This is a genomic window from Acidimicrobiia bacterium, assembly GCA_016650365.1.
In the GTDB taxonomy this organism is placed as follows: domain Bacteria; phylum Actinomycetota; class Acidimicrobiia; order Spongiisociales; family JAENVV01; genus JAENVV01.
On the sequence record JAENVV010000206.1, the window covers coordinates 1 to 7,804 of the forward strand.

A 7,804-nucleotide genomic window follows, 5' to 3' on the forward strand; every position below is an offset into this window, starting at 1 on the left:
CCTTTCCGCTTCGTACCCATCTCGTCGAGTTTCTGGGACTCGAAGGTGACAAGGTCCGTGTAATCGCCCCAGACGTCGGGGGAGGGTTCGGGCCAAAGGCCGCCCTCTACGCCGAGGAATACGTGGTGGCGGTGTTGGCCCTCAAGCTCGGGGTCGCCGTCAAGTGGGTCGAAACCCGCCGGGAGCATTTTGTGTCGACGCTCCAGCAGCGCGATCAGTCCCAGCTCTATCAGGTGGCGATCGATGGCGACGGACGGATCCTGGGGTTACGTGGCCGGATCGTTCACGACAATGGCGCCTACGTCCCGTATGGCCTCGTGCTGCCATCGACAGGACTTCAACTGACTCCTGGGCCGTACGTGGTCCCGACCATGGATGTGGCACTCGAGGTCGTGTACACCAACAAGACGCCAACCAGCCCGATTCGAGGTGCCGGCCGACCATATGCCACGTTTGCGATAGAACGGGTCATGGATGCCATTGCGAGGGAGACAGGTCTCGATCGGGTGGAGGTTCGGCGACGTAATTTTATCCCGGCCGACGCCTTTCCCTATGAGCGGGAGATCAAGTCGCGCGATGGAAACCCGGTCACGGTGGACAGCGGCGATTACGAACTGGCGCTGAACAATGCGTTGGATGCCGTTGCCGGGTTCGCGGCTCGTCGCACCCAGAGCGAGGCAGAAGGGAAACTGCGCGGTCTGGGGATCGCCTCCTATACGGAGGACACCGGCCTCGGGCCATTCGAAGGTGCCCGGGTGGAGGTGCTGCCGTCTGGCGATGTTGTCGTAGATACCGGAGCGGCTTCACAAGGGCAAGGTCACGCAACGGTATTTGCGCAACTGGTCGCCCAGGAACTCGGAGTGGACCCTTCCCGAATTCGAATCCGTTCGGCTGATACCGGCCATTATGGGTACGGCATAGCGACCGTGGCCAGTCGGACTGCCGTCACGGCGGGTTCATCGGTTCATCTCGCCGCTCAAGAAATCGCCAGTATGGCCCGGACCCTGGCGGCCGAACATCTGGAGGCCTCCGAGGATGACCTGGTGTTTGAGGACGGCAAGGTCAAAGTGGTCGGGCAGCCGGGTGCGGAGGTTTCGCTCGGATTTCTGGCAGCTTCAATGCAAGGAACTGGAGCCAGGCCACTGCCGGGCGGTCGCCAACTCCCGGGACTGGCCGCCGATCGAGCGTTTCAGATGCACAAGCCGGCGTTCGCCTTTGGGACCCACGTCGCCGAGGTCGAAGTCGACCCGGAGACCGGGTTTGTCGATGTCGTCCACTACGTGGTTGCCCATGATTGTGGGGTGGTGCTCAACCCGATGATCGTCGATGGGCAGATCGACGGCGGCATCGCTCATGGTCTTGGCAATGCCCTATCCGAACGAGTCTCATTCACCGAGGACGGTCAACCAGTCGCGACCACGTTCATGGATTACCGGATTATGTCGGCAGTCGAAATGCCGCAGATCACTAAGCTGCATACGACCACGCCTGCCCCGTTCAATCCGCTCGGTGTCAAGGGGGTTGGTGAAGGCGGCACCATTCCTGCGGCAGCCACAATTGCTTCAGCCGTTGAAGATGCGCTGGCCCCCTATGGGGCGGTTATCGACCGGTATCCGATCACTCCCGAGATGGTTTTCGGGCTTATCGAAGGATCGCGAACATGACTAGGTATGGTCCGCCGTACTGGGTACCCGATGCTTTTGAGCAGGTGAACGGGTTTCCGCGCTATCCGCAGCGGGAGATGGACCGCCGCTACCGGTGGATCGAGTCGGTGAAAGTCGAGCACGATCTTGATGTCGTCCTGGTGGGGGGAGCGACCGGTCCGCTGGAAACCTCGGTGCAGTTCTTTTCGAATTGGCCGTCGCAGGTCCAGTCGTACGTCGTGTTCCGTGAGGATCCGCTGTTGCTGGTACGCCTCTGGAACCACCTGCCGGACGCCGAGCGTATTTCGGTCATCGACGATGTTCGCTACGGCGGTGACACGCCGATCGATCAAGCCCAAGAACTGGTCGGCATCCTCAAAGGGTGCCGCCGGATCGGAATTATCGGAGTTGTGCCTCACGGTGATTACAACATCTTGATGGCGGAATTCCCGGACACCACCTTCGTGGATCTCAATAGCGTCTATCAGCAGTTCCGTCTTGCCAAATCCGAAGATGAGATGACGTTCGTCCGGATAGCTTCGGCGATGGGCGACGCCGCCATTGACGCCCTGGCCAATCAGCTCCAACCGGGCATCAATGAAACTGACGTGGCCAGGATCGTCGAGGACGTCTATCTCGGACATCGAGGGACCAACCTCATCCACTTCAGCCTTACGACACAGATGGATCAACCCGATATCTGCGTTCCTCATCAATATCATCCTGACCGGGTCATCGAGGCAGGCGATGTGTTCGTCACCGAGATCTCCACGACCTTCTGGGGATACTCAGGCCAGATTCTCCGTACGTTCACGATCGGTGCCGAACCCAATGAGCGCTACCGGGCCCTGCACGACGTAGCCGTACAAGCGTATGAAGATATCGTTGGCGTGCTGAAGGCGGGGGCCACCGTTGGTCAGGTGCTTGATGCGGCCGAGATCATTTCGCGCCAGGGGTTCGACATCTGGGACGACCTCGTACACGGGTTTGGAGGTGCCTACCTTCCCCCGATTATTCGGACTAGGGCCAACCGGGGCGCTACCCACCCGGACGATTTTGTATATCCTGATGGCACCCTGCTCGTTGTTCAACCAAACGTCATCGACGGACCGGCCGGTGTTCAAGTTGGCAACGTCATGCAGATCACCGGCGACGGCGTCGACGTCATCCAGAAGTATCCAACCGAACTGATCGTCTGTTAAGAGGGAGCAGCTATGACTACTGAAGACCGCGACGGGATGCGTATCGACTGGGACGTACCGATCACCATGGACGATGGTCTGGTGGTTCGGGCCGACATCTACCGACCCATGGATGACGCAGTTCATCCGGTCATCCTGTCGTACGGGCCCTATGCGAAGGGATTGCCATTCCAGGAGGGTTATCCGAGTGCCTGGACCCGGATGGCCGAGAAGCACCCGGACGTCACCGCCAACTCGTCGAACAAGTATCAGAACTGGGAAGTCGTCGACCCGGAAAGGTGGGTGCCGGAGGGCTATGCCTGCGTGCGGGTGGATTCTCGGGGAACCGGTCGGTCGCCGGGATACGTTGACCACTTCTCGCCGCGGGAAACGAAAGATTTCTACGACTGCGTCGAATGGGCGGGCGTGCAGCCCTGGTCGAACGGCAAGGTGGGCCTGAACGGCATTTCCTATTACGCCATCAACGCCTGGCATGTGGCGTCGTTACAGCCGCCTCATCTGGCGGCCATCTGCACGTGGGAGGGCGCCGCCGACTGGTACCGCGATATGACCCATCACGGCGGAATCGTCTGTACCTTCTGGGAGAATTGGTACGACATGCAGGTCAAGACCGTGCAATATGGGTTGGGTAGCCGGGGCGGAGTCAATCCCAACACCGGAGTCAACGTTTGTGGTGATGAGGACCTGTCCGAAGAGCAGCTAGCTGCGAACCGATGTGACTTTGGTGCCGAGATCGTATCCCATCCGCTCGACGATCAATATCACAAGGATCGTTCACCCATTTGGGAGAACGTGACAGTACCCATCTTCTCGGCGGCCAACTGGGGTGGCCAGGGCCTACATCCCCGGGGCAACTTCGAGGGATACGTTCGGGCCGCCTCGAAAGACAAGTGGCTCGAGGCGCATGGCATCGAGCATTGGACCGAGTTCTACACGGACTACGGCCGTGAACAACAACTCGCCTTTTTTGACCATTTCCTCAAAGGTGACGCCAACGGTTGGGGCGAACGTCCCCGGGCGCAGCTGCTCGTCCGCCACCCCGGCGAACGGTTCGTCAAGCGGATGGAAGCCGATTGGCCGATCCCGCGCACGCAGTGGACCGAGATGTATCTGCACCCGGACCTCTCCTTGTCGACCGAACCGCAGTCGGAGTCTTCAGCGATAACGTTCGAGGCGATGGGGGACGGGCTGACCTTCCGCTCGGCACCGCTAACGACGGACACCGAGTTCACCGGACCGCTTGCATCCAAGCTGTGGATCTCGTCGTCAACCGCCGATGCTGATCTGTTTCTTGTTTTCCGGGCATTTGATCCGGAGGGAACCGAAGTCACGTTCCAGGGAGCACTCGATCCGTTGACACCGCTGGCTCAGGGTTGGTTGCGCGCTTCGCACCGAAAACTCGACCCGGCCATTTCCGAGCCCTACCGGCCCTATCACACACACGACGAGCGACAGCCATTGACCTCCGGTGAGGTCTACGAACTCGACATTGAGATCTGGCCGACGTCGATAGTGGTACCGGCCGGTTACACGGTGGCGCTCCAGGTCAAGGGCAAGGATTATGAGTACGAAGGTGTCATGGAGGAAGCGACCCTGTCGAACTTCAAGAATGTGTTTACCGGCTGCGGCCCGTTCCTGCACAATGACCCACGCGACCGACCGGCCGAGCTGTTTGGTGGAACGACGACACTCCATTTTGGACCGGACCGACCCGCTCACGTCCTCACCCCGGTGATTCCCGGGTAAGTTGCAGAGATCGCCCTAACCAACGCCTCGCCAAAATCCAAGACAACCGCCGCCTGGGTGGTCATCGCCGCCGGCGCTTCCATCGCCTTTCTGGCGATGGGTACCCGACAGGCCTTTGGAGTGTTTCTCAAGCCGATCGTTGCCGATCTGCAAACCGGGCGTGAACAGTTCAGCCTGGCCATCGCCATCTTGAATCTGGCGATGGGTGTACCCATCGCCGGCATGATCGCCGACAAGGTGGGCCATCGGCGAGTCATGGTTGTCGGGTCAGTCCTGTTTGCCGTAGGGCTCATGGCTACCTCGCGCCTGACCCAGGCTTCGGGTCTGTATCTGACACTCGGGCTGGTCGCCGGTGCCGGGTTCAGCGCTCTGTCTCTCTCCACCATTCTGGGGGCGGTCGGCAAAGTCGTCAGCGCGCAACGGCGGACCTTCGCGTTTGGGCTCATCACCGCGGGAACCTCGTTGGGTATGGCAGTGCTCACGCCGACTGCCGGTCAGCTTCTGACCGCCTTCGGGTGGCGCACCTCATTCAATCTGTTCGCAGGACTGGCCATTCTCATGATCGTTGCCACCGTGTTCGTTCCCGGTCGCAAGATCACCAGGGCGGGTCCGACTGTCGTGGACGACAAATTCATCGACATCCTCAAGAGGGCCGCCGGCAACAACAGCTACCTGCTGCTCGTCGCCGGGTTCTTCGTATGCGGGTTTCATGTCGCCTTCATCGCAACCCACTTGCCGTCCTTCCTCGAAGACGAAGGCATCAGCACCGGGATCGCCTCGTTGACGGTCGGTCTTATCGGAATCTTCAATATCGTCGGTTCGCTCCTGTTTGGCTGGATGGGAGACCGATACCGCAAACGCACTCTGTTGTCGGTTCTGTACGCCACCAGGGCGGTCCTCATCACCCTGCTGCTGATCCTGCCGATCACCAATGCCACCGCCCTGTTCTTTGGTGCTTCCATCGGAGTGGTCTGGCTGGCAACCGCTCCACTCACCTCGTCGACGGTTGCTCAACTGCTGGGGGCTCGCTATCTGTCGACCCTCTACGGGTTGGTGTTTTTCTCACACCAGGTCGGGGCATTCCTCGGTGTGTACCTCGGGGGCCGGCTCTATGACGCGACCGGCAGCTATCAGACCGTGTGGATCATTGCGATCGTCCTGGGTGTGCTGGCCGCCATCGTCCACCTGCCGATCGATGACAAGAGCCCGGTGAGCGAGGCGGTCAGGTCGTAGGGTCGATTTCAGCTCCCGACGGCTGGATCGAAGACATGCTTGATCCGGTTCGATGAACGATCGGCCATTTCCGGCAGTACCCGAGAGGTGAGATCGTCGAGGGGGATCAGGTCGGCGACGAAATCGGACCATCCTGCCTGGCGGCTGCCAACAAGACGAGCAGCCGATTCGAAGCTTTCGGCGAACCGGTGGGCGTTGGTCCCGACCAGTTCTCGCTCCCCGATGCTCAGGGCGTGAAGATCGAGGGTCGGGTCGGTCGTTTGGAGGCCGATCGCCACGGTGCGCCCTCCGCTCAACGTGGCGGCCATGGCGGTCCGCAGTCCCGGGCCACTTCCACTTGCTTCATAGACAACCCTCACCGGTTCGACCCCGTCGGGGTCCGTGGTTGTGGTGGCGCCGAGAGCCGACGGAATGTCCAGCTTGCCCTCGTCGATGTCGATGGTCGTGACTCGATGCCCGGCGGCGAGCAGGGCATAGATGAGAAACGCTCCGATTCCCCCGGCGCCGACCACGACCACGTCCGCTCCGGGTTCCGGCCGGCCGCGTCGCATGGCGTGAACCGCGATCGACATCGGTTGAGGCAGCGAGACAGTGGTCTCGGTGATTCCGAGCGAGGCCACTTCCAGGCAGCACGAGGCGGGGGCTGTCACGAACTCGGCCAGGCCGCCATGGCGGTTCAATCCGACCGTCCAGTAGTCGACGCAGAGGTTGGTCAATCCGTCGAGGCATTGGAAACAGGCTCCGCACGAAACGCCCGCCCCGCTTGCCACCAGGTCACCGACGGTGAATCCGTCGACATCGGGTCCGACCCCGACTACTCGACCCCCGAACTCATGGCCCGGGATAAGCGGGCCAAGGTGGCCGGTCTGTCGATGACGGTTCTCGATCGAGAAAAGCTTGGGACCGTGGGTGTATTCGCTGAGATCGGTACCGCAGATCCCGGCGGCCGTTACCCGGATAAGGAGCTCTCCCTGGCGCGGTTCGGGTATCGGAACATCCTCGATCCTGATGTCACCTTTCCCATACATCAGCGCAGCTCGCATGTTGCCCTCCCTGGTTTCCTAGGCTCGCATACACAGAACCTAGGAGGCCGAACATGAGGTTGGAAGGTAAATCTGCGTTCATCACCGGTGGTGGCTCGGGTATTGGTGCCGAAATCGCTCGTTGGTTCGCCAGGGAAGGTGCTGTGGTGGCCGTGGCCGACGTTGATGTCGATGGGGCTCGAGCCGTAGCCGCAGAAGTGGACGGACTGAGCTTCGACCTCGACGTGACCGACGAAGCCGGAGTGATCGACGTAATCGGGCAGGCGGCGGCGCAGTTTGGGTCACTTGATATTGTGGTCAATAGTGCCCTCAAACCCGCCCCGGGACTTCTGCTTGATCTCTCAAGCGATGACTGGAAGGCGCTCGTTGACGTTGCGCTGTTCGGCACGTTTGTCGTGGGTCGCGAAGCCGCCAAATTGATGGTGCAGTTCGGGCGGGGGGGTTCGATCATCAACTTGTCCTCGAATGCCGGGCTTGCTCCTTATCCGGGGGCGGGGGCGTATTCGAGCTGCAAGGCGGCCGTGATCATGCTTACCAAACAACAGGCGCTCGAGTGGGCGCAATATGGAATTCGGTCCAACGCCATTTGCCCGGGTCATGTCGAGACCCCGTTGACTGCTTATCTACAAGATCCGGTAATCCGCGCCGGCCGAGAGGCGGTCACTCCGGCCGGCCGCATCGGCCAACCCGAAGATGTGGCCGCGGCAGCCGTCTACCTGGCCTCGGATGAATCATCGTGGGTCACGGCCCACCCGCTGGTAGTCGACGGCGGTATCGTTGCTTCGATCTACAACCACATGCCCGGCCGAAAGTGGCGCGAGGACTAGGCGAACTGGCTGCGCCAGTTCGTGGCAGAACGGCGAGCCGTTCTGCGGTGGTGCGATGACGGGGTGGACTGGCTTTGCCAGTTCGTGGCAGAACGGAGAGCCGTTGCGAA

Annotated in this window: 6 protein-coding genes; 5 read left to right on the forward strand and 1 reads right to left on the reverse strand. The window is 60.9% G+C overall.

The annotated features are described in order from the left end of the window. From JJE47_12410 to JJE47_12425, 4 genes are all read left to right on the forward strand, one after another. Positions 1–1,664 (forward strand): molybdopterin-dependent oxidoreductase (locus JJE47_12410; protein ID MBK5268227.1); only part of this gene is annotated, 1,664 nt, incomplete at its 5' end. Continuing rightward, positions 1,661–2,845: an aminopeptidase P family protein gene (locus tag JJE47_12415; GenBank protein MBK5268228.1), complete on the forward strand. Its 1,185-nt coding sequence runs from the start codon at positions 1,661–1,663 to the stop codon at positions 2,843–2,845. The genes JJE47_12410 and JJE47_12415, both read left to right, overlap by 4 nt. 36 nt (positions 2,846–2,881) lie before the next feature. Next, a complete protein-coding gene (locus JJE47_12420) occupies positions 2,882–4,591 on the forward strand; it encodes a CocE/NonD family hydrolase (GenBank protein ID MBK5268229.1) in 1,710 nt (569 codons plus the stop codon). Positions 4,592–4,687: 96 nt separating this feature from the next. Beyond that, a complete protein-coding gene (locus JJE47_12425; GenBank protein MBK5268230.1) occupies positions 4,688–5,824 on the forward strand; it encodes an MFS transporter in 1,137 nt (378 codons plus the stop codon). A gap of 8 nt (positions 5,825–5,832) precedes the next feature. On the opposite strand, the gene JJE47_12430 is transcribed toward JJE47_12425, so the two are convergent. Beyond that, positions 5,833–6,867, reverse strand: a complete 1,035-nt coding sequence (locus JJE47_12430) for an alcohol dehydrogenase catalytic domain-containing protein (protein ID MBK5268231.1) — start codon at positions 6,865–6,867, stop codon at positions 5,833–5,835. Between the two features lie 53 nt (positions 6,868–6,920). On the opposite strand from JJE47_12430, the gene JJE47_12435 reads away from it, so the two are divergent. Next, the gene (locus JJE47_12435) at positions 6,921–7,694 is read left to right on the forward strand and encodes an SDR family oxidoreductase (GenBank protein ID MBK5268232.1); all 774 of its coding nucleotides are present in this window, start codon (positions 6,921–6,923) and stop codon (positions 7,692–7,694) included. Positions 7,695–7,804: the final 110 nt, after the last annotated feature.

What these genes read in the sequence shown, in the direction of transcription:
- JJE47_12415 (MBK5268228.1), top strand. Translation starts at nt 1,661, where the DNA reads ATGACTAGGTATGGTCCGCCGTACTGGGTACCCGATGCTTTTGAGCAG.
- JJE47_12420 (MBK5268229.1), top strand. Translation starts at nt 2,882, where the DNA reads ATGCGTATCGACTGGGACGTACCGATCACCATGGACGATGGTCTGGTG.
- JJE47_12425 (MBK5268230.1), top strand. Translation starts at nt 4,688, where the DNA reads ATGGGTACCCGACAGGCCTTTGGAGTGTTTCTCAAGCCGATCGTTGCC.
- JJE47_12430 (MBK5268231.1), bottom strand. Translation starts at nt 6,867, where the DNA reads ATGCGAGCTGCGCTGATGTATGGGAAAGGTGACATCAGGATCGAGGAT.
- JJE47_12435 (MBK5268232.1), top strand. Translation starts at nt 6,921, where the DNA reads ATGAGGTTGGAAGGTAAATCTGCGTTCATCACCGGTGGTGGCTCGGGT.